This window comes from Massilia oculi (genome assembly GCF_003143515.1).
GTDB lineage: Bacteria > Pseudomonadota > Gammaproteobacteria > Burkholderiales > Burkholderiaceae_D > Telluria > Telluria oculi.
On the sequence record NZ_CP029343.1, the window covers coordinates 434,457 to 452,699 of the forward strand.

The 18,243-nt window shown below is 65.7% G+C and carries 20 protein-coding genes and 2 pseudogenes; 9 read left to right on the forward strand and 13 right to left on the reverse strand.

The window, feature by feature from the left end:
• Nucleotides 1–12: 12 nt before the first annotated feature.
• From serB to DIR46_RS01885, 3 genes and pseudogenes are all read left to right on the forward strand, one after another.
• Nucleotides 13–860, forward strand: a pseudogene (gene serB, locus DIR46_RS01875) (phosphoserine phosphatase SerB).
• 129 nt (nucleotides 861–989) lie between these two features.
• Nucleotides 990–2,375, forward strand: a complete 1,386-nt coding sequence (locus DIR46_RS01880) for an SGNH/GDSL hydrolase family protein (RefSeq protein ID WP_162819374.1) — start codon at nucleotides 990–992, stop codon at nucleotides 2,373–2,375.
• 105 nt (nucleotides 2,376–2,480) lie between these two features.
• Nucleotides 2,481–2,951, forward strand: coding sequence for a hypothetical protein (locus DIR46_RS01885; RefSeq protein WP_109343729.1), 471 nt, complete (start codon nucleotides 2,481–2,483; stop codon nucleotides 2,949–2,951).
• Nucleotides 2,952–3,034: 83 nt separating this feature from the next.
• Here DIR46_RS01885 and DIR46_RS01890 read toward each other — a convergent pair.
• Nucleotides 3,035–4,433: pseudogene (locus DIR46_RS01890) on the reverse strand (aminotransferase-like domain-containing protein).
• 134 nt (nucleotides 4,434–4,567) lie between these two features.
• Here DIR46_RS01890 and DIR46_RS01895 point away from each other — a divergent pair.
• Nucleotides 4,568–4,804 carry a hypothetical protein gene (locus tag DIR46_RS01895; RefSeq protein WP_109343730.1) on the forward strand — a complete coding sequence of 79 codons (237 nt, stop codon included), beginning with the start codon at nucleotides 4,568–4,570 and terminating at the stop codon, nucleotides 4,802–4,804.
• 62 nt (nucleotides 4,805–4,866) lie between these two features.
• On the opposite strand, the gene DIR46_RS01900 is transcribed toward DIR46_RS01895, so the two are convergent.
• From DIR46_RS01900 to DIR46_RS01915, 5 genes are all read right to left on the reverse strand, one after another.
• Nucleotides 4,867–5,253 (reverse strand): cupin domain-containing protein, encoded by a 387-nt coding sequence (locus tag DIR46_RS01900; RefSeq protein ID WP_109343731.1) that lies wholly within the window; start codon nucleotides 5,251–5,253, stop codon nucleotides 4,867–4,869.
• 139 nt (nucleotides 5,254–5,392) lie between these two features.
• Entirely contained in the window at nucleotides 5,393–5,782 is a 390-nt protein-coding gene (locus tag DIR46_RS01905) for a hypothetical protein (RefSeq protein WP_109343732.1), read from the reverse strand.
• Between the two features lie 53 nt (nucleotides 5,783–5,835).
• Complete coding sequence (locus DIR46_RS27850) at nucleotides 5,836–6,303, reverse strand: Mut7-C RNAse domain-containing protein (protein WP_370659983.1); 468 nt, start codon at nucleotides 6,301–6,303, stop codon at nucleotides 5,836–5,838.
• The gene (locus DIR46_RS27855) at nucleotides 6,216–6,665 is read right to left on the reverse strand and encodes a ubiquitin family protein (RefSeq protein ID WP_370659954.1); all 450 of its coding nucleotides are present in this window, start codon (nucleotides 6,663–6,665) and stop codon (nucleotides 6,216–6,218) included. Before DIR46_RS27855 ends, DIR46_RS27850 begins: the two co-directional genes overlap by 88 nt.
• Nucleotides 6,666–6,688: 23 nt before the next feature.
• On the reverse strand, nucleotides 6,689–7,444 hold the full coding sequence (locus DIR46_RS01915; protein ID WP_109343733.1) for a DUF72 domain-containing protein: 756 nt from the start codon (nucleotides 7,442–7,444) through the stop codon (nucleotides 6,689–6,691).
• A gap of 133 nt (nucleotides 7,445–7,577) precedes the next feature.
• Here DIR46_RS01915 and trxC point away from each other — a divergent pair, with 133 nt between their 5' ends.
• Nucleotides 7,578–8,015: a thioredoxin TrxC gene (gene trxC / locus DIR46_RS01920; protein ID WP_109343734.1), complete on the forward strand. Its 438-nt coding sequence runs from the start codon at nucleotides 7,578–7,580 to the stop codon at nucleotides 8,013–8,015.
• Between the two features lie 98 nt (nucleotides 8,016–8,113).
• A complete protein-coding gene (locus DIR46_RS01925) occupies nucleotides 8,114–8,476 on the forward strand; it encodes a DUF4870 family protein (protein WP_109343735.1) in 363 nt (120 codons plus the stop codon).
• Nucleotides 8,477–8,509: 33 nt separating this feature from the next.
• On the opposite strand, the gene DIR46_RS01930 is transcribed toward DIR46_RS01925, so the two are convergent.
• The 4 genes from DIR46_RS01930 to phaC form a co-directional block, all read right to left on the reverse strand.
• A complete protein-coding gene (locus DIR46_RS01930; RefSeq protein ID WP_109343736.1) occupies nucleotides 8,510–9,673 on the reverse strand; it encodes a cystathionine beta-lyase in 1,164 nt (387 codons plus the stop codon).
• 33 nt (nucleotides 9,674–9,706) lie between these two features.
• The gene (gene rimO / locus DIR46_RS01935; protein WP_229446459.1) at nucleotides 9,707–11,158 is read right to left on the reverse strand and encodes a 30S ribosomal protein S12 methylthiotransferase RimO; all 1,452 of its coding nucleotides are present in this window, start codon (nucleotides 11,156–11,158) and stop codon (nucleotides 9,707–9,709) included.
• Between the two features lie 99 nt (nucleotides 11,159–11,257).
• The gene (phaR, locus tag DIR46_RS01940) at nucleotides 11,258–11,824 is read right to left on the reverse strand and encodes a polyhydroxyalkanoate synthesis repressor PhaR (protein ID WP_005670179.1); all 567 of its coding nucleotides are present in this window, start codon (nucleotides 11,822–11,824) and stop codon (nucleotides 11,258–11,260) included.
• Nucleotides 11,825–12,029: 205 nt separating this feature from the next.
• Entirely contained in the window at nucleotides 12,030–13,793 is a 1,764-nt protein-coding gene (gene phaC, locus DIR46_RS01945; RefSeq protein ID WP_109343737.1) for a class I poly(R)-hydroxyalkanoic acid synthase, read from the reverse strand.
• Nucleotides 13,794–13,844: 51 nt separating this feature from the next.
• Here phaC and DIR46_RS01950 point away from each other — a divergent pair, with 51 nt between their 5' ends.
• Nucleotides 13,845–14,096, forward strand: a complete 252-nt coding sequence (locus DIR46_RS01950; RefSeq protein WP_109343738.1) for a hypothetical protein — start codon at nucleotides 13,845–13,847, stop codon at nucleotides 14,094–14,096.
• Between the two features lie 26 nt (nucleotides 14,097–14,122).
• On the opposite strand, the gene pgeF is transcribed toward DIR46_RS01950, so the two are convergent.
• Nucleotides 14,123–14,914: a peptidoglycan editing factor PgeF gene (pgeF, locus tag DIR46_RS01955; RefSeq protein ID WP_109343739.1), complete on the reverse strand. Its 792-nt coding sequence runs from the start codon at nucleotides 14,912–14,914 to the stop codon at nucleotides 14,123–14,125.
• On the reverse strand, nucleotides 14,911–16,005 hold the full coding sequence (locus DIR46_RS01960) for an RluA family pseudouridine synthase (protein WP_109343740.1): 1,095 nt from the start codon (nucleotides 16,003–16,005) through the stop codon (nucleotides 14,911–14,913). Before DIR46_RS01960 ends, pgeF begins: the two co-directional genes overlap by 4 nt.
• Nucleotides 16,006–16,069: 64 nt before the next feature.
• Between DIR46_RS01960 and DIR46_RS01965 the strand changes: the two genes are divergently transcribed.
• Complete coding sequence (locus DIR46_RS01965) at nucleotides 16,070–16,909, forward strand: outer membrane protein assembly factor BamD (RefSeq protein ID WP_109343741.1); 840 nt, start codon at nucleotides 16,070–16,072, stop codon at nucleotides 16,907–16,909.
• A 43-nt stretch (nucleotides 16,910–16,952) separates the two neighbouring features.
• Here DIR46_RS01965 and yaaA read toward each other — a convergent pair whose 3' ends face one another.
• Nucleotides 16,953–17,723, reverse strand: coding sequence for a peroxide stress protein YaaA (gene yaaA, locus DIR46_RS01970; protein WP_109343742.1), 771 nt, complete (start codon nucleotides 17,721–17,723; stop codon nucleotides 16,953–16,955).
• Nucleotides 17,724–17,759: 36 nt separating this feature from the next.
• Between yaaA and DIR46_RS01975 the strand changes: the two genes are divergently transcribed.
• Nucleotides 17,760–18,215: a putative toxin-antitoxin system toxin component, PIN family gene (locus DIR46_RS01975; protein ID WP_109343743.1), complete on the forward strand. Its 456-nt coding sequence runs from the start codon at nucleotides 17,760–17,762 to the stop codon at nucleotides 18,213–18,215.
• Nucleotides 18,216–18,243 lie beyond the last annotated feature (28 nt).

The following is an 18,243-nucleotide window of genomic DNA, read 5'->3' on the forward strand; positions in this document are numbered from 1 at the left end:
AGAACGACATTCATGACCACGAACCTGGTGCTGCAAGGACCGCAGGCTGATCAAGCAACCCTCGAACGCCTGGCGCATCTGGCCAGGCCGCAACGACTGACCGCGCTCGGCGCCCGCTGCTTGCGCGCCGACGGCGTCGAATACAGCGCCGCGCTCAAGCAGGAGATCGACGCCGCCGCCTTCGCGGCCGGCGTCGACGCCACCTTCATCGCGGCCGGGCGTACGCTGTCCGACTTCAGGCTGGTGGCGATGGACATGGATTCCACCCTGATCACCATCGAGTGCATCGACGAGATCGCCGACATGCAGGGCCTCAAGCCGCAGGTGGCGGCGATCACCGAAGCGGCGATGCGCGGCGAGCTCGATTTTTCCGAGAGCCTGACGCGGCGCGTGGCCCTGCTGGAAGGACTGGATGCATCCGCCCTGCAGCGCGTCTATGACGAGCGCCTGCGCATCTCGATGGGCGGCGAAGCGATGCTGCAGGCGGTACAGGCGGCCGGCCTCAAGACCCTGCTGGTGTCGGGCGGCTTCACTTTCTTTACCGACCGCCTCAAGCCGCGCCTGGGCCTGGACCACACCCACGCCAACGTGCTGGAAGTCATCGACGGCAAGCTGAGCGGCCGCGTCCTGGCAGCATCGTCGACGCCGAGGAAAAGAAGCGCACCGTGCAACGCGTATGCGCGCAACTCGGCATCGATCCCGCGCAGGCCATCGTCATGGGCGACGGCGCCAACGACCTGAAAATGATGGGCATCGCCGGCCTGTCGGTGGCCTTCCGCGCCAAGCCGGTGGTGCGCGAACAGGCCGATGTCGCCCTCAATTTCTCGGGCCTGGATGGCTTGCTGACGATTCTCGCCTGACGTTTCCGCCTTGCTGTTCCTGGGCATCTGCTGATTTTTAGCTGGCAACCCTTCCCATCAGAAATCCGCACGACGCAGCGCAAACAATGTAAGCGACCGAACCCGCGTCGCATGCGCTCTGCGCTATCGTTGACTGGCGCTCGCACCGCGACCGCCAGTTCTCGACCTTTCTCAGGAGCCCGCCATGTCCTTTCCGGATTCCAGTGCCTCCGACTCGCCCGTCATTCCCTCCTCGTCGCCCTCCAGGACGACCATGGCGTCGACCGCGGCGTTGACCAGACCCGACGACGCCTCCTGCTCGGCGCACCGGTCCTGGCGGGCGCGCTGGCCGCGCCGGCGGCCGACGTACTGGCCCAGGCCGGCCTGCCCGAGCGCTGGAGCGCCGGCTGGGGCTGCGCGCCGGCCGGCCCGCCGCCGCCCGCCTCGCTGCAGACTTTCACCAACCAGACCTTGCGCCTGATCGTGCGCACCAGCCTCGGCGGCAACCGCGTGCGCATCCGGCTGTCGAACGAGATGGGCGATACCGAGTTGCGGCTGACGGCCGCCCATGTCGGCCTGCGCGCCGGCGGCGCCGTCGTCACGGCCGGCACCAGCCGCCAGCTCACCTTCGGCGGGCGCCCCGGCGTCACGATTCCGGCCGGTGCGCCGGCGGTATCCGATCCGGTCTCGCTGCCGGTGGCGCCGTTCACCGATCTGGCGATCAGCCTGTATTTTCCCGGCACGGTCCAGGCGACCACGATCCATCACGCCGCCTACCAGGCCAGTTATGCCTCGACCACGGGCGACTTCGGGGCCCAGGCCTCGCTTCCGGTCCAGCGCGCCTTCGCCTCCTGGCCCTTCCTCACCGAGGTCGACGTCGACCGCGCGGCGCCGGTGCTGGTGGCGGTGGGCGACTCCGTCACCGACGGCGTGGGCAGCACCTCCAACGGCAACCGGCGCTGGCCCGACTACCTGGCGCGCCGCATCCAGTCCGAGCTCGGCAGCAATCGCATCGGCGTCGTCAACCGCGGCATCTCGGCCAACCGCATGCTGGCCGACACGCCCACCGCCCTGTTGGCCGGCAGGGACTTGCTGGAACGTTTCGACCGCGACGTGCTGTCCACCGCCGGCGTGCGCGGGCTGGCGGTGCTGATCGGCATCAACGACATCGTCTACAGCCCATCGTCGGCGCCGATCCCGGCCAACGACCTGATTGCCGGCTACCTGCAACTGGTGACGCGCGCCCACCTGCACGGCATCCCGGTGCTCGGCGCGACGCTGCCGCCCTTCCTCGGCTTCGTCTACTACACACCGGCGCGCGAGGCGGTGCGGCAGGCGGTCAATGCCTGGATGCGCAGCGCGCTCCCGTTCGACCTGCTGGCCGACGTCGACCTGGCGCTGCGCGACCCGAACGACCCGCAGCGGCTGCGCTCCGCCTACGACAGCGGCGACCGCCTGCATCCGAACGACGTCGGCTACGAGGCGCTGGCGGCGGCGGTGCCGCTGGCGGTGCTGTCGTCGCTGATGGGCGCCTGAGGGCGGACGGGGGCTGCTCCGGGGTGGCGCCGTGTAACAGGGTGTAATTCCTCCAGCACACTGGCTCGGGGTTCCGTATGATGGCAATATCAGGAGGACACCGTCATGAAAAATATTGCCATCATTCTCGGGTCGCTCGGTCTGCTGGCCGGCTGCGCCGCGCCCGGTCCGACCTATACCTACGCGCAACCGTCCGATCCCAGCCAATGGCGGGTCGTCTCGGTCACCCAGGTGCCGGTCGGCACGGGCGCCCAGGTTGCAGCCTCCGGCGAGGGTGGCGTCGTCACCTCGACGCCGATCGCCACTGCGGCGCCGGGCTCGGGCTGGACGACGACGTCGGTGACGCCGGTCTATCGCACCCAGCAGCCAGCGCCAGTGTTTGTGCAACAACAACCGGTATGGGTGCAGCAGCAGCCGGTCTACGTGCCGCAGCCAGTGGTCGTCGCGCAGCCGCGTTACTGGTATCCGCCGATTTCGATCGGACTGGGCTTCGACTTCGGCCGCAGCAGCTGGCATGGCCATCGCCATCGTGGCTGGGGTGGGAGCATCGGGACGCGCTGGCCCTATGGCTGGTAAGAAACGCAGTAACAAACAAAGCCGGCCGATGCCGGCTTTGTCGTGTCTGGCCCTCGCCCGATCGAGCGGCTTTTGCCGGGCAGTCAGACCACCGCAGCGCTGAACGACCCCGGCCGCCGCGCAAGCAGATGGGACAGCCGTTGAAGACCCGCCTGCAAGCGTCCACGGTCCCTGATGCTGCCGAGCGAGATGCGGATGGCGTTCACGGCGTCGCTGCCGGTCGCGAATGCCTCCGCCGGCGTGACGGCGATGCCCTCGCTGTCGGCTGCCCGCGCAAGCTGCGACGGGGTCCAGTACGCCGGCAGCTCGAGCCATACATGCAGGCCGTCACCAAACCCGCCATAGCGCCCCGCCAGGATATCCCGCGCCATCCGGTGGCGCAGTCGCGCCTCCTTGCGCACGCCTTCCATCAACCGGTCAGCCGAACCATCGAGGATCCACTGGGTTGCCAGCGCGGCGCTCAAGGGACCGACCATCAGCGCGAACGATCTGAGCGCGGCGAGGAAACGTTCGCGTTCCCCTGGATCGCGCACGAGCACGAAGGCGACGCGCAAGCCGGGCGTCAGGCATTTCGACAGGGTCGAGATGTAGATCACCTGTTCCGGGGCAAACGTGGCAATGGGCGGTGGCGGGGCATCGGCAAGCAGCCAGTAAGGATCGTCCTCGACGATGCGTACATCGCAGCGCTGCGCGATGCTGGCGAGTTCCTTGCGCCGGCTTTCCGGCATGGTGATGGCGGTCGGGTTCTGCAATGTGGGATTGAGGTAGACCAGCCTGGGCTTGTGCCGGCGGCACGCTGCCTCGAACATCCCGGGCGCCATCCCGTGATGGTCCGCTTCAACCGCGACGATGCGCCGGCCGAATTGGGTCGCTGCCGTACGCAAGCCGGGGTACGTGATCGGCTCCGCCAGGACGACGTCGCCGGGCGCCGTCAGCGCGAGGATCGATGCGGCGATCGCCGCTTGCGCACCCGGACAGACAATGAGCCGGCCGGGATCCGGATGTCCAAACATCGGCCCGAGCCATCTGGCGCCGGCCTTGCGGTCGGCGTCGCTGCCCCGCCCAGGTGGTAAGTCATCAGCAATTCACTGTCCGCCCTCATCAGGACTTGCGACAAGCCTTGCTTCATCATGTCGTCGAAGTCCACCCCATCCGGCGGCGGCGGCGTGTTCATGCTCAGGTCGAGGATCGGGTTCAGTTCGACTTTCGGCGCCGCGACATACGTGCCCCTGGCGCCACGGCCTTCCAGCAGGTTGCGGCGCCTGGCTTCATCATAGGCGCGCGTGACCGTCGTCAGGTCGACGTCCAGCCGGGCCGCCAACAGGCGCTGCGGCGGTAGACGGTCGCCCGGTTTCAGCGATCCGTCCACCAGCGCCGCCTGCAGGGCATCGGCAATCTGCAAGAACCGGGGCCGCCATGCGTGGCCAGGCGCGGCAACCAGCCTGGCGCCTGGTCATCTTGTATGGATTTCAACTGGGACATTTTGTCTCGATGTATGGAGATTGCTTTCAAGTAGTATGCCTCAATGCGCTGGCACCCTACCCCATGCCTGTACAACGCCCCGAGGTTGCGCTCCTCAAGATTGCATCAAGTCATAGCCGGAAATACTCGAAATCATGGAATGGATCCCTGTCGTCTTCGTCATATTCAAGGGACTCGTGCTGGGCACGGGCATGTTCTTCGCCATCAAATGGCATTACGACCAGGGGAGGAAAGGGAAGATCGAGGAAAGGCGCGCGGTGCTGCGCGCGGCGGGCAAGGTGGCCGCCATCTTTGTGCTGTCGCTGCTGGCCCTGGGACTGCTCACCTACTTCATTGTCACCAGGCTGCGCCTGGACCTGAGCCTGTCGTGACCACGCCGGCGGCCGCCGGGAGCGACGCGCCGCGCCCCCGGTCGACCGCCGCTCACTGAGGATCAGTGGCCGTGCTGGCGCTCGTACTCGTCCGCCTCGGCCTTGGTGGCGTGAATGACGCCGTCCGGATGCTCGGGCGGGGTGTACAGCGTGTACAGGCGCATCGGCTCGGTCTTCGAGGTATTGATGACGTTGTGCTCGGTGCCGGCCGGGATCACGACGGCGACGCCGTCTTCCAGCTTGTGTTCTTCGCCGTCCAGCAGCGCCACGCCCTCGCCCGCTTCGACGCGGATGAACTGGTCGTGGCCATCGTGGTGCTCGAGGCCGATCTCTTCACCCGGCTGCAGGGTCATGATGACCAGCTGGCTGCGCTTGGTGGTGTACAGCACCTCGCGGAAGTTGTTTCCTGCAAGCGTTTTTTCTTCGATATTGATGCTATAGCCCGACATGGGATTCTCCAGGATGCTGCGCGCAAGGCAAAAAGCCGCGCGCGGTGGTTCACGGGCGGCCGATGCCGCTCTGTCATCGATTGTATAAGAGCCGGACGATTCGCGTACAGCGGCCCCCCGCACGGCCGCCATTGTCGAGTCAGCTCGCGCCGAACAGGTCGTTGGCATCGAGGATCGCCCAGGCGATCTCGGGCCGCTCGGCCAGGCGCCGGCGCACCGCCGCCGGCACCGACTGGCGCAGCTTCCTGCACAGCCCGGGACGCTCCTCGAGCACGATCACGATGCCGCGCACGGTGCGCACCTCGTTGGGGCCGGGCGCGATGCGCAGCTCGCTGCCGACGTTCTTGCGGATCAGGTTCTGCACGTGCTGCAGGTCGGCATAGCTGTCGACGCGCGCGATGCGCTCGATCAGCTTCTGTTCCTGCTGACGGTCGATCAGGAGGGGCCGCCGGTCGGCCGCCGGGTCGGCCAGTACCTGTTCGCGCGCGCACACGCAGGCGCCCGGCGGGCACTCGACCCGCAGGGGCATGCCGGCGACAGGCGCCGGAGAATGGGATGGTGTTGCGGCAGAGGTAGTCACGCTCACGGGTGGAAGTCGGGTCCCTCGGACGATTCTACATCGGCAAAGTCGTCCAAGGGGCCTTCGGTGCGCTGCCCCACCGCCGCCAGCAACGCCGCCATGCGCTTGTAGTGCGAGCCCTTCCAGTAGACCCGCAGGCAGTTGTCGCAAGTGGTAAAGCTGTCGTGCAGCGCGCGCACCGATTCCGGCAGGCGATCGAGCACGCCGGCCTTGTCGACCGCGCGCAGCGGCACATTGCAGTGCAGGCATAGCGAGAACGGACGCGCGCCGCCGGCCAGCTCGAGCCGCTCGAACAACTCGCGCAACTGCTGCGGCGGATCGAGGGCGTGGATGTAGCAGCCATGCACGATCGCGCGCCGCTTGAGCAGCTCGCGATCGCGCGTCAGGACGATGCGGTCGTCATCTGCTGCCAGGTCCTCGACATCGTCGTCATGGTAATGGTTGTCGTACAGCGTATCGTAGCCGGCCATGCGCAGCAGGCGCGCCAGGCCGCCCAGGTGCGAGTCGGCGACGAAGCGCATGCGCCCGCGGGGCCGCTCACGCAGCCGCTCACGCAGCCGCTCCGGCCCTGGCCGCCGTGCGTGCCGACCTCCAGCAGTTCGAAGCGGGCGTACACGGCGATGTGGTCGCCTTCTTCCAGCGCCCGGTCGAAACCGCTCTCTTCCCCATTGACCAGCACCATCTCCACCTCGGTATGCGGCACGCCGAGCGCCTCGATCATGTGCTTGGTGGTCGACCGGTGCGCACACTCGGTGGCGAAAGTGCGGCCGCGCCGCTCGCGCGGCAAGAAGTCGCCGAGTTCCTGATAAAAACGAAATGTCGCGGTCACCATGATGCCAGCAGTATCGCAAAGTCCTAGATTGCTTGCATAACCTGTCCGTGCATCAATTCCAAGGCATTCGGGACGGACGCCCCTTCGGCCGTATTATCGAAGATGCACCAGACCTTGCGTCCCTGCGCGACCAGCGCATCGAATTCGGCGCGCCAGCGGGCGATCTCTTCCTGCGGATAGCGCGAATAATAGATGCGCGGCGCGCCATGCAGGCGCACGTAGACCTCGCTGTCGCTGGTGGGCTCGTGCGGGCCCGGCTGGCCGGCGGCCGGATCGGCGATCACGCGGATCACGCCGCATTCGCGCAGCAATGCCGTGGCCGGTTCGGAGAACCAGCTGGCGTGGCGCGCCTCGAAGGCGATGCTGCAGCCGAAGCGGGCGCGCACGCCGTCGAAGAAGGCCTGCGCCGGCGCATCGGTGAAGCCGAAACGTGGCGGCAGCTGCACCAGCAGGCAACCGAGCTTGTGACCCAGCATGCCGGCCTCGCGCTGGAAGCGGTCGAGCTGCTCGTCGACCCCGAGCAGGCGCGCCTCGTGCGTGATGGCGCGCGGCACCTTGACCGCGAAGCGAAAATCGTCCGGCACGCTGGCGGCCCAGCGGGCATAGGTTTCCGGCTTGTGCGGCTTGTAGAACGAGGAATTGATTTCCACCGTGGGAAAGACGGCGGCATAGCGTTCCAGGTGGCTGCCCTCGGCGGGAAAAGCGTCGGCGCAAGCGGTTGGCAGGCTCCAGCCGGCGCAGCCGACGAGGGGGCGCCCGTTCGATTCGGATTGAGGCATCGGACTATCGTGATCGTGTTGTTTCCATCATTCTATGGACGTCGGGCCGGGCGCGGCGCATCGCTGGGCCGGCGACGCCGATTGCGCGGCGCCGCTTACAATACCGTCATCGCATCAACAGAAGGAGAACACCATGAGCGACCCGCTCCACGTCGTCTGCCCGCATTGCGATGCGGTCAACCGCATGCCCCTGGCCCGCCTGCAGGACGCCCCTACTTGCGGCAAATGCTCGCAAGCCATTTTCACCGGCCGCCCGCTGGACGTCGACAGCGCCCGTTTCGAGCGCCACGTGGGCCGCAACGATATCCCGGTGCTGGTCGACTTCTGGGCCGAATGGTGCGGCCCGTGCAAGATGATGGCGCCGGCCTATGCACAGGCCGCCCAGCGCCTGGAGCCGCAGGTGCGCCTGTTGAAGGTGGATACCGAGCGTTCGCAGGATCTGTCCGGACGCTTCGCGATCCGCAGCATTCCGACCCTCGCGCTGTTCAAGGGCGGACGCGAGATCGCGCGCCAGTCGGGCGCCATGGATGCGGGGCGGCTGATGGCGTGGGTCCGGCAGCATGTAGGCTGAGTCCTTCATCATTCCGGCCGGCATGATCCGGTACTTTGCGGCCGGCGCTGCTACAATGACAACAAGCGGGTCCATCCCGTCTCTCATGAGGAGCCACTATGTCGCAAGAACTGGTTTTGGAACGCGGTGTCGAGGACAACAAGCACTGGGCGCGCATCCTGTACGTCATCCACGCGCTGACCTTCTTCTTTTCGCTCGGGATCCTGTCGATCGTCCCGGTGATCATCAACTACGTCAAGCGCCCGGAAACCGTGGGCACGATGGTCCACAGCCATCACACCTGGATGATCCGGTCGTTCTGGTGGTATGTGGCCTGGATGGCTGTCGGCGGCGTGCTGTTCATCACCGTCATCGGCATTCCGGTCGCCTACCTGCTGTGGTTCGTGGTCTGGGTGTGGAAAGCCTACCGCCTGGTGCGCGGTTTCCTCGACCTGAACAGCAACCGGGCGATGCCGGTATAAAAACGAATGGGGCCGACATGGCCCCATTTTCATTCAAAGCTGGCCGAAGGCCCGTTCCAGATCGGCGATCAGATCGGCCGGGTCTTCCAGGCCGACGTTGAAGCGCACCAGCACGCCCGGCTCGGTCCACTTGTCGCGCAGGCTCTTGATCCGGTACGGCATCACCAGGCTGTTCGGTCCACCCCAGCTGTAGCCGATGCCGAACAGGCGCAAGGCATCGACCATGCGGTCGACCTGGGCCTCGTCATACCGCGGATCGAACACGATCGAGAACAGGCCGCCGGCGCCCGTGAAATCCCGTTTCCAGAATGCGTGGCCGGGGCAATCCTCGAACGCCGGATGCAGCACCTTGCTGACCTCAGGCCGCGCCTTGAACCAGGCGGCCAGCGTCCGCGCGCTCGCGTCGTGGCGCTCGAAGCGCAGCTTCATCGTCGGCAGGCCGCGCTGCACCAGGTAGGCATCGGCCGGGCTCACGCCCATGCCCAGCCGCATATGGGCCTGGGCGATGCGGTCGTTCAGTCCACGATCGCGCGTGATCACGGCGCCCATCAGCAGGTCCGCCCCGCCCGACTGGTACTTGGTCAGCGCATGCATGACGATGTCGACGCCGTGATCGAAGCCGCGCAGCGCCAGCCCGGCCGCCCAGGTGTTATCGAGCGCGACGATCACGCCGCGCGCACGGGCCGCCTGGCACAGGGCCGGCAGGTCCGGGACTTCCATCGACACCGATCCCGGCGCCTCGGTCCACAGCAGCCTGGTATTCGGCTGGATCAGCTCCGCGATGCCGGCGCCGATCATCGGATCGTAGTAACGCGCCGACACGCCGAAGTCCTGGGTCAGCCAGCGACCCAGCTCGCGGTTCGGGTTGTACACATTATCCGGCAGCAGGACGTCGTCGCCGCTCTTGAGCAAGGCGAAATCGACCATTGCGATCGCGGACAGGCCGGAAGGGGTCAGCAGGCAATGCTTGCCGCCTTCGATCTCGGCCAGCTTGCCCTCGAGGGTGAAGGTGGTCGGCGTGCCGTGCAGGCCGTAGGTATAGGCCTGCTTGTCGCGCCACTCGGTCGAGCGCATCGCCGCCGTGTTCGGGAACAGCACTGTCGACGCGCGGTGGATGCCCGGCGGGAAGGCATCGAAGCCGCTCGGCGCGACGTAGTCGCTATGGATCAGGGTGGTCTGGATCGACTTCTCGTTCATGGGACTCGCGCGCCGGGGGTGAGTGGAAATGCTTCAGACCGGATTGGCCCACAGGTCGTGGGCGTCTGCCTTGGTGATGACCACGTCGGCGAACTGCCCGACCGCCAGCTTCTGCTTGCCCGGCACCAGCGGACGCTTGATGTGGACCACGCCGTCGATTTCCGGCGCATCGGCGGCCGAGCGGCCGATCGCTTCGCGCGGGCCGACTTCGTCGACCAGCACGCGCAGGGTCTTGCCGACCTTGGCCTGCAGGCGCTTGGCCGAGATGTCCTCTTGCAGCAGCATCACGCGCGCGCGGCGTTCTTCGCGCACTTCTTCCGGCACCGGATTGGCCAGCTCGTTCGCGGTCGCGCCCTCTACCGGCGAATAGGCGAAGCAGCCCAGGCGGTCGATCTGCGCTTCCTTCAAAAAGTCCAGCAGGTATTCGAACTCGGCCTCGGTCTCGCCCGGGAAGCCGGCGATGAACGTCGAGCGGATCGTCAGGTCCGGGTTCATCTTGCGCCAGTTGAGGATGCGCTCGAGGTTCTTCTCGCCGCTGGCGGGGCGCTTCATGCGCTTCAGCACATCCGGGTGCGCGTGCTGCATCGGGATGTCGAGGTAAGGCAGCACGTGGCCGTCGCCCATGAACGGGATCGCCTGGTCGACGTGCGGGTAAGGATAGACGTAGTGCAGGCGCACCCATGCATCGTGCTGGCGCGCCAGCTGGCCAAGGGCCTCGACCAGCTGGGTCATGTGGGTCTTGATCGGGCGGCCGTTCCAGAAGCCGGTGCGGAACTTGACGTCGACGCCGTAGGCGGACGTATCCTGCGAGATCACCAGCAGTTCCTTGACGCCGGCCTTGAACAGGTTCTCGGCCTCGAGCAGGACTTCGTCGATGCGGCGCGACACCAGGTCGCCGCGCATCGACGGGATGATGCAGAAGCTGCAGCGGTGGTTGCAGCCCTCGGAAATCTTCAGGTAGGCGTAGTGCTTGGGCGTGAGCTTGACGCCGTGGTCCGGCACCAGGTCGATGAAGGGGTCGTGCGGCTTCGGCAGGTGCAGGTGCACCGATTCCATCACCTCGGTCACGGCGTGCGGGCCGGTCACGGCCAGCACCTTCGGGTGCACCTTGGTGATGATGTCGTCGCCCGCGGCATCCTTCTTGGCGCCCAGGCAGCCGGTGACGATCACCTTGCCGTTCTCGGCCAGCGCCTCGCCGATCGCGTCGAGCGACTCCTGCACCGCGGCGTCGATGAAGCCGCAGGTGTTGACGATCACCAGGTCGGCGCCGTCATAGGACTTGGCGGTCTGGTAGCCTTCGGCGCGCAGCTGGGTCAGGATCTGTTCCGAATCGACCAGCGCCTTCGGGCAGCCGAGCGAGACGAAGCCGACCTTCGGCGCGGTCACGCCCGCGGCTGGCGTCGGGATGACGATGGCCGGGGCTTTCGCGGCGGCGGCGATGCTGCTGCTGGAGTTGGCAGAAGGATTACGACGGAGTTCAGGCATGGGCGGACGACAAATGATTTGGGCAATCCGCGATTGTACCTGAACCCGGGGACCCGGTGGGGACGCCGGGCCGGTGTGTTGCAGCGCTGTGCGACTGCCTTATTTCTTGTCGGTCGGATTGGTCGGCATGCCCGGGAACGGGAAGGCGCCGAACATCGCCTTGCTCTGGTTCTGCATCTGCTCCTGCATCTGCAGGAACAGGTTCTTGCTCTGGTCGATGTAGTTGTTCATCATGCCCTGCATCATCGGACCCTGGACGTTCATGAACTGGGTCCACATTTCGGGGCTGAACGGCTTGCCTTCGAGGGCGCCGGCGGCGTTGCTGGTGAACTTGTTCTGGATGTCGGTGAAGGCTTGCACGTTCTTTTCCAGGTAGGAACCCATCATGCCCTGCATCGCATGGCCGTAGTAGCGGATGATCTGGGCCAGGACCGAGCTCGAGAACATCGGGACGCCGTTGGCTTCTTCTTCCAGGATGATCTGCAGCAGGATGCTGCGGGTCAGGTCTTCGTTACTCTTGGCATCGACCACGGTGAATTCGTCGGCGTCGAGCACGAGCTGTTTGACGTCGGACAGCGTAATGTATGAACTGGTCTGCGTGTCGTACAGGCGACGGTTCGGGTATTTCTTGATCAGGCGTTCCGTACTTTTCTTCACACTGCTCATCTCTCGTTCCATTGGTTGCGCCGCGGCTTCGTGAGCCTCGTACTTAGAATTGTGTGCGCCGGCATGGCCGGTTCGTCCCCTGCCCATCCGCCACCAGGTCGGCAGTAGACGGACAGCAGACACCATACCATGCAATTGACGCAGGTGCAGCAATTACCAGTTTAATCACTGTCTTAGCTTTTCTGTCAACTTATCCGCCCCGCGGTCAATCGGCCCGCGCCTTGACGTAGCGTCCCGGCGCCGGTTCCAGCGCCGTGTACTGGGCATTGCCGGGCGCCGCGGGCGCCGGCACATCGGCGCCGCCATGTTGCGCCAGGAATTTTGCCCATTCAGGCCACCAGCTTCCCTTGTGCTCCACCGCGCCAGCGGACCAGGCGGCGGCGTCCTTCGGCCGCAGTTTGCCCGCGCCTTTGCCGCCCTTGTCGTTGACCCAGTAACTGCGCTTGTTCTTCGCCGCCGGATTGATGACGCCGGCGATGTGGCCCGACGCGCCCAGCACGAAACGGTTCGCCTTCGCGTTGCCGGGGTTGAGCAGTCCCATCGAGGCATAGGCCGCCTGCCATGGCACGATATGGTCTTCCTTCGAGCCGTACACGAACACCGGCGCGTCGATCTTGCCGAGGTCGACCGGCACGCCGCACACCGTCAGCGCGCCCGGATGCTTCAGCTTGTTTTCCAGATAGGTATTGCGCAGGTACCAGCAGAACATCGGCCCCGGCAAGTTGGTGCTGTCGGCATTCCAGTACAGCAGGTCGAAGGCCGGTGGCTCCTTGCCCTTCAAATAGTTTTGCTGGACATAGTTCCATACCAGGTCGTTTGGACGCAGGGCCGAGAACGTCGTCGCCAGGTCGCGCCCCGGCATCAGGCCGCCGCCGCCCAGGGTCTGCTCGCGCAGGGCCACCTGGGCTTCGTCGACGAATACTTCCAGCACGCCGGTATCGGAAAAATCGAGCAGGGTCGTCAGCAGCGTCAGGCTGGCCGCCGGCTGGCGGCCACGCGCGGCCAGCACCGCCAGCGCGGTGGCGGCGATCGTGCCGCCGACGCAGAAGCCGAACACGTGGGTCTTTTCTTGCCCGGTGATCTCGCCCACCACCTCCAGCGCGCGGATCGCGCCCGTTTCCACGTAATCGTCCCAGCGCAGGTGCGCCTGGCTGCGGTCAGGGTTACGCCAGGACACCATGAACACGGTATTGCCCTGCTCCACCGCATAGCGCACCAGCGAATTCTCGGGCTGCAGGTCGAGAATGTAGAACTTGTTGATGCACGGAGGGATCATCAGCAGCGGCACGCTGTGCACGGTCGGCGTGGTCGGCGTGTACTGGATCAGCTGGAACAACTCGTTCTCGAACACCACCTGGCCCGGCGTATTGCCGACGTTGCGGCCGACCTCGAAGGCGGATTCGTCCGACTGCGAGATGCGGCCCCTCTGCAGGTCGGCCAGCATATTCGCCATGCCCTTGGTGAGACTCTCGCCCCTGGTGTCGATCATCTTCTTCTGCGCTTCCGGATTCGTCGCGAAGAAATTGGCGGGCGACATGGCGTCGACCATTTGCTGCACGGCGAAGCGGATCTTCTGGCGCTCGCGTGGGCCCGCCTCGACCGCATCGGCCAGGGCCAGCATGAATTCGGAATTCAACAGGTAAGAGGCGGCCGAGAATGCCGACAGCGGGTGCGCCGTCCATTCCGAGGCCGAGAAGCGCCTGTCATGCAGCTCGGGCGTCTTGCCCGATACAAAATCTTGCCAGAGCTGGGCGCCCTTCTTGAGGTAGTCGTCGCGGATCGACTCCAGCTTGCCCGGATCGATGCCGGCGCCGATATCTTTCAGGAAGCCGGCCAGCGGATTGGCGGATGTGGGCGGCGGCGACAATTGGCCCATGGGCGCCATCTTCATCCAGCCATCCCAGACCTTGGGATCAGTAAACTGGGACAACCAGGTTGCGGCAAAAGCTTGCGGGTCAGGCATGTTCATGTAGGCATCCGTTGTTAGAATCTCGTCTCTTCAACCAGGAAACAAAAGATCATGTGGATCGTCGCCATTGCGTGGATATATGTTGTCGTACTCATGGCGGCGACCGAACCGACCGTGGTCGGCGGGATCATGACCTTCGTTTTTTATTGCGCAGTGCCATTATCCATTCTTTTCTATCTCACTGGCGCAAAGCGGCGTCGGCAGCGCCGCCAGATGGCAACGCAGCACCGAGACCAACCTGGAAACAAGGATGCGGCTGGGAACGCCACCGAGCCGCCCCATGGGGACGGCGACGGCGACTGAGCAGTATCGGCCAGGATGCCGATTTGTCACTTGATCCAGATCAAGCTAGCCTGGCGGCCGGTGACGCCATCGCGGCGGTAGGAATAAAAGCGCTCGGGTGCGCTGGCCGTGCACAGGCCGCCGCCATGGACGCGTTCGACGCCGTCACGCGCCAGCATCAGGCGCGCCAGGGTGAACATATCGGCCAGGTATTTACCCGGACGGCCAGGATAGTCGCGGAAGCAGGCTCGTGCGGCATCGCCTTCGATGGCGGCCACGAAGGCATCCACCACGTCCTGCCCCACCTCGAAGGCGTCGGGACCGATGGCCGGCCCCATCCAGGCGGTGATCTCGCCGGCGCCGGCCGCGCGCATGGCCTTCACGGTCGCGCCCAGCACCCCACCCGCCAGGCCACGCCAGCCGGCGTGGGCCGCGCCCACCACCTTGCCGTCGAGGTCGGCGAACAGCACCGGCAGGCAGTCAGCGGTGAGAATCGCGCACACGACGCCCGGCGCGGTCGCCAGGCTGGCGTCACCGGTACAAACCGGCCGATCCGGCCCCACCGCCGCGGCGTCGACCACGTCGGCGCCATGCACCTGGGCGATCCAGGCCGGACGGCCCGGCAGCCAGGCCTGCAGGCGTTCGCGGTTGGCGCGCACCGCCACAGGATCGTCGTTCACGTGCAGGCCCAGGTTCAGCCCACCGCCGCCCTTGCCGTCGTCATAGGGCGCGGCGCTGACGCCGCCATCGCGGCTGGTGGCCAAAGCGCCGAGCGAGGCCGGCAGGTCGGGCCAGTCCGGCCAGACCAGGTCGGCGCCGGCAAGCGCTTTACCCGTCATACGCGGTAGGTGACGACGCCGTCGTCGTCATCCTCGTCGTCGATCGCGCTGCCGAAGTCCCCGTCCTGCGGCTCCTCGATGCCCGCCTGGGCGATCAACGCGGCGAAGTCGTCGGCCAGCGGCACCGTCCATTCGCATTGTTCGCCGGTACCCGGATGCACCAGGCCGAGGCGGCGCGCCTGCAGCGCCTGGCGGTGGAAGACCGGCGTCAGGTGGCGCTTGCCATAGACGGCGTCGCCCACCAGCGCGAAGCCCAGCGACTGCATGTGGACGCGGATCTGGTGGGTGCGGCCGGTCTCCAGGCGGCAGCGCACCAGCGACACCGGGCGGCGATCGAGTTCGCCGGTGACGACGCGCTCGTAATGGGTGATCGCCGGCTTGGCGAACGGACTGTTCGAGACCGCCATCTTGACCCGGTCCCTGGCGTCGCGGCCCATCGGGCTGTCGATGGTGCCGGAGGCGCGCGGCGTGCCCCATACCAGCGCGAAGTATTCGCGCTTGACGGTGCGCGCCTGCAACTGGCGCACCAGGTCGGTCTGGGCGGCCAGGGTCTTGCCGACCACCATCAGGCCGCTGGTGTCCTTGTCCAGGCGGTGCACGATGCCGGCGCGCGGCACGCCCACCAGTTGCGGGCAGTGGTGCAGCAGGCCGTTAAGGAGCGTGCCGCTCCAGTTGCCCGAGCCGGGATGCACGACCAGGCCAGCCGGCTTGTTGATGACGATGATGTCGTCGTCTTCGTGGACGATGTTCAGTTCCATCGGCTCCGGCGCGAACGCCGTGTCCTCGGGTGCGGCCTGCGGCTCGACGACGATCGTCTCGTCGCCATAGGCGGTGTCCTTGCCGCGCGCCGGTTTGCCGTCAACCGTGATGTGGCCGCTTTCGAACCATTGCTGCAGGCGGCTGCGCGAGAACTGGGGCACGAGGCCGGCCACCACCTTGTCGAGGCGCTGGCCGCAGTGTTCCTCTTGCAGCGCGAGCGTGATCGGCGACAGGTCGATGCCGGGCGCGGGGGCGAACCCGGCCTCCAGTTCATCGTCAAAGTCAGGGTCAATAGGTAAATCCGCCGAATCCGGCGCAGGAGTTAATATCACGTCAGTCCCATCGGCTATAATCAGCCGTTCGTTGAATCTAGGTAAAACTTCTCTGCAAAAAGCTATGCAAAAAAAATTGTCTGTGTTGGTCGCAACTTGCGCCCTCGTCGGCCTCTCGGCATGCAGTGTTCTGCCGAAGCCTGCCGACGAATCCAAAAACTGGTCGGCGGAGAAATTATACGCTGAGGCGCGCGAAGAGATGGCCGGCGGGCACTATGAAGCCGCAATTCCGCTGTTCCAACGGCTCGAAACCAACTTCCCGTTTGGCGTCTATGCAACGCAGGCGCAGATGGAGATCGCCTACGCCCACTACAAGGCGCAGGACCAGGCCGAGGCGCTGGCCGCCGTCGAGCGCTTCATCAAGCTGCACCCGAACCACGCGCAAGTCGACTATATGTATTACCTGCGCGGCCTGATCAACTTCAACGACCAGCTCGGTTTCTTCAGCTTCGTCTACGAACAGGACCCGACCGAGCGCGATCCGCGCGCGACCCGCGAAGCCTTCGCCGCCTTCAAGGCCCTGGTCGACAAGTTCCCGAACAGCAAATATGCGCCTGACTCGATCGAGCGCATGAGCTACCTGATCAACGCGATGGCGCAGTACGAAGTGCACGTCGCCAATTACTACTACCGTCGTGGCGCCTACCTGGCGGCGCTCAATCGCGCCCAGGACGCGGTCGCCAACTACAGCGACGCACCGGCGCGCGAAGAAGCGCTGTTCATCATGATCCGCAGCTACGACAAGCTGGGCATGCCGCTGCTGCGCGACGACACCCAGCGCGTGTTCCTGCTCAACTACCCGAACAGCTACTTCCTCAACCCGAACGCGCGCGGTGATGCGCCGTGGTGGAAGTTCTGGGCCAAGAGCGGACCGAAGCCGTCGCCGAAGGACGCGGTCGAATAAGGCCCTCGCGCCGGCGCCGCCTGGCGCCGGCGGTCCTTCCGGCTCAGGCTTCGATACGTCGGCGGAACACCCAGGCGCGCTCCTTCGAAGCGCCCGGCTCGTAGGCATAGCCGTCGACGTCGAACTCCTTGAGCAGCTCCGGATCCGTGATGCCGCGATCGGCCGCATAGCGCGCCATCATGCCGCGGGCGCGCTTGGCGAAGAACGAGATGATCTTGTACTGGCCGTTCTTCCAGTCCTGGAACACCGGCTCGATCACTGGCGCATCGAGCAGCTTCGGCTTGACCGACTTGAAGTACTCGGTCGAGGCCAGGTTGACCAGCGCCGTCGATCTGGTCTCGGCCAGCTGACGGTTCAGCGCCTGGGTGATGGTATCGCCCCAGAACGCATATAAATCCTTGCCACGTGCGTTCGCCAGCCTGGTGCCCATCTCGAGGCGGTAGGGATGCATCCGGTCCAGCGGACGCAGCAGGCCGTACAGGCCCGACAGGATGCGCACGTATCGCTGCGCGTATTTCAGCCCTTTCGCGTCCAGGCTCGGCGCATCGAGTCCGGTATAGACGTCACCGTTGAAGGACATGACCGCCGGACGCGCTTCGGCATGGTCGGGCTGCCAGTGGGCATAGCGGCCGACATTGAGTACCGACAGCGCATCCGACAGGTCCATCAGCTCGCTGATCCGGGCCGGCGAGTAGTCGCGCAGCACGTCGATCAGTTCCGCGGCCTGCGGGATGAAGTCGGGCGTGGTATGTTGCTTGGTGGTCAGGGGCGATTCGAGATCGAGCGACTTGGCGGGGGACAGGACAATCAGCATGAACGAACAAAAATTTTCCGCAAATAAACAAGCTACATGATAACCGTTCCAGCCCAACCCATCGTCATCGACACCAATGTCTTGCTCGACCTGTTCGTGTTCCACGACCCGCGCTGGGCCGAGCTGCTCGCCGCCATCGAGGCCAAGCAGGTCGATGCGATCACGCGCGCCGAATGCCGCGACGAATACCTCGCGGTGCTGCGCTACCCGCACCTGCCACTGGACGAAGCCGGCCGTGAACAGGCCGCGGCCCGCTTCGACGCCCTGCTGCGCTTGGTCGCGCCGGACACGAAACCGATCCGCCTGCCGGTCTGCACCGACCGCGACGACCAGAAATTCATGGAACTGGCGCGCGACGCCGGCGCCTCGGTCCTGATCAGCAAGGACAAGGCCTTGCTCAAGCTGGGCCGCAAGACGGCGCAGGCCGGCCTGTTCCGCATCATGCTGCCGGAAGCATGGCTCAAGGCCAGGGCCGAAGGCACGCTAGAATAAGTCCAACCTCATCCTTACGATCCGCCTA

Coding starts and splice junctions, on each gene's coding strand:
- phaC (WP_109343737.1), bottom strand. CDS start 13,793: ATGAACATGCCTGACCCGCAAGCTTTTGCCGCAACCTGGTTGTCCCAG.
- DIR46_RS01915 (WP_109343733.1), bottom strand. CDS start 7,444: ATGCCTCAATCCGAATCGAACGGGCGCCCCCTCGTCGGCTGCGCCGGC.
- DIR46_RS01975 (WP_109343743.1), top strand. CDS start 17,760: ATGATAACCGTTCCAGCCCAACCCATCGTCATCGACACCAATGTCTTG.
- trxC (WP_109343734.1), top strand. CDS start 7,578: ATGAGCGACCCGCTCCACGTCGTCTGCCCGCATTGCGATGCGGTCAAC.
- DIR46_RS01965 (WP_109343741.1), top strand. CDS start 16,070: ATGCAAAAAAAATTGTCTGTGTTGGTCGCAACTTGCGCCCTCGTCGGC.
- DIR46_RS01905 (WP_109343732.1), bottom strand. CDS start 5,782: ATGCCCCTGCGGGTCGAGTGCCCGCCGGGCGCCTGCGTGTGCGCGCGC.
- DIR46_RS01895 (WP_109343730.1), top strand. CDS start 4,568: ATGGAATGGATCCCTGTCGTCTTCGTCATATTCAAGGGACTCGTGCTG.
- pgeF (WP_109343739.1), bottom strand. CDS start 14,914: ATGACGGGTAAAGCGCTTGCCGGCGCCGACCTGGTCTGGCCGGACTGG.
- DIR46_RS01885 (WP_109343729.1), top strand. CDS start 2,481: ATGAAAAATATTGCCATCATTCTCGGGTCGCTCGGTCTGCTGGCCGGC.
- yaaA (WP_109343742.1), bottom strand. CDS start 17,723: ATGCTGATTGTCCTGTCCCCCGCCAAGTCGCTCGATCTCGAATCGCCC.
- DIR46_RS01950 (WP_109343738.1), top strand. CDS start 13,845: ATGTGGATCGTCGCCATTGCGTGGATATATGTTGTCGTACTCATGGCG.
- DIR46_RS01900 (WP_109343731.1), bottom strand. CDS start 5,253: ATGTCGGGCTATAGCATCAATATCGAAGAAAAAACGCTTGCAGGAAAC.
- DIR46_RS27850 (WP_370659983.1), bottom strand. CDS start 6,303: ATGGCCGGCTACGATACGCTGTACGACAACCATTACCATGACGACGAT.
- DIR46_RS01925 (WP_109343735.1), top strand. CDS start 8,114: ATGTCGCAAGAACTGGTTTTGGAACGCGGTGTCGAGGACAACAAGCAC.
- rimO (WP_229446459.1), bottom strand. CDS start 11,158: ATGCCTGAACTCCGTCGTAATCCTTCTGCCAACTCCAGCAGCAGCATC.
- phaR (WP_005670179.1), bottom strand. CDS start 11,824: ATGAGCAGTGTGAAGAAAAGTACGGAACGCCTGATCAAGAAATACCCG.
- DIR46_RS27855 (WP_370659954.1), bottom strand. CDS start 6,665: ATGGTGACCGCGACATTTCGTTTTTATCAGGAACTCGGCGACTTCTTG.
- DIR46_RS01930 (WP_109343736.1), bottom strand. CDS start 9,673: ATGAACGAGAAGTCGATCCAGACCACCCTGATCCATAGCGACTACGTC.